Genomic DNA, 1,361 nt, shown 5'->3' on the forward strand with positions numbered 1-1,361 from the left:
TGCACTTTTGAATTCCAAGAGTCGGGCAGAGGACTGGGATCAGGCAGGGGTAAATGCTCTGCGCCCGAGGTCCATTCCGCCGCTCCGCTGGTGAGAGGCCCGGCCGGATCGCAGGAAGGTGACTGGCGATCGGTTTCCTCGGGTGGAAGGACCTCCAGATTCCCTGAGGCGAGAAGCGAGAGGACCAGGTCCTTGGCCCAGGTTGAACTGCGATCTCCCTGCATGGTTTCCTCGACGAGAATCTCCGTGCATGCTCCGTCATGGCCGGCGGCTGGCCCTGCCGCGACCACTTCCCATACAGCGGTCTGCTGCCAAACGTCCGTATCTGTCTGCGGTATTGGCCCGCCTTGCAGGGAATCACCTTCAAGCTGCCCGCCACCTTGCGTGTCCGCGGGCGGAGTTGTGGCTTCCGCGACTGGCACCGGTTCGTCCGCCGCAAACTCCCTCATTGTGGTGAGTTTTTGAGGAATCGCAACAGGGGTCTTTGGCTCAGTGCTGGTTTCTTGCCGTTCCTGAAAGGCCACCACGAGCCCGGGGGAATTCTTTGGTAACTCCTCCAGGACCAGGGACACGCGGCCCAGGGTGAGCGTGCTTCCGTTCGGCCAGCGGGCGGCACTGATCGGCTGTCCGTCCAGCATGCTCGTATTGCCGCTGCACAGATCGACCACCCAAACGTCTTCGTTGTCGCAGATAATCACGCAATGGCAGCTTGAAACAGTTCGGGACGTGAAAACCACATGACAGGGTGGTCGGCGTCCCACGAGCGTCAGAGCGCGGGTAAGACGCATCTGTCCGTAAGGGCGATTGTCCACGAGGATCTTCGCCCTGCGCTGGACGGCGGCGGTGCCTCTGGCCGTCAGATCAGGGGGAAGGCCGTCCGAGGATGGGGGCCGCTCGTTTGCCTGGTGGCTGCACCACTCCCATGAGACCCGATAAGGCCCGACGACGAAGCGACCCGACAGGGGAAACCACCCGGAGGGCAGCGGCGCGAAGCGATCGCGAGGGACGAGCGGCAGGGCGAAAACGCCGTCCTTCGTGACGTGGAAATAGAGGAGGCGTTTCGGCATTCCCGGGCCGCCGAGGGAAAGCTCACATCCCTGGAGGGTGCCGAAGCGAGCGAACGGCTGGCGAACCACGACGGTGCGGGTCTGGCCGTAGCCCTCGGCCACCAGCCGAAGCTCACCTTCGCACCAGAGTGAGATATGGGAGCGCGCGGAGTTCATGGATCCCGAACACCGGGGCACCCCTGCCTGCCGAAGGTGCCCCCTTGGACTGCCCGGACGATGATGACCGCTAAGGGGCGGCCTGCCCAACTACCGAGTTTGTCACACGCCGCCGCGGCGATTGCGGGCGCTCACCGG

General features: G+C 64.0%; 1 protein-coding gene. It reads right to left on the reverse strand.

Annotated features, from left to right (window positions below):
• On the reverse strand, positions 1-1,223 hold a 1,223-nt coding region (locus tag H5U08_RS18960; RefSeq protein WP_297036772.1), incomplete at its 3' end, for an FHA domain-containing protein.
• Positions 1,224-1,361 lie beyond the last annotated feature (138 nt).

The organism is Thermogutta sp. (assembly GCF_014359955.1).
Classification (GTDB): Bacteria; Planctomycetota; Planctomycetia; order Pirellulales; family Thermoguttaceae; genus Thermogutta.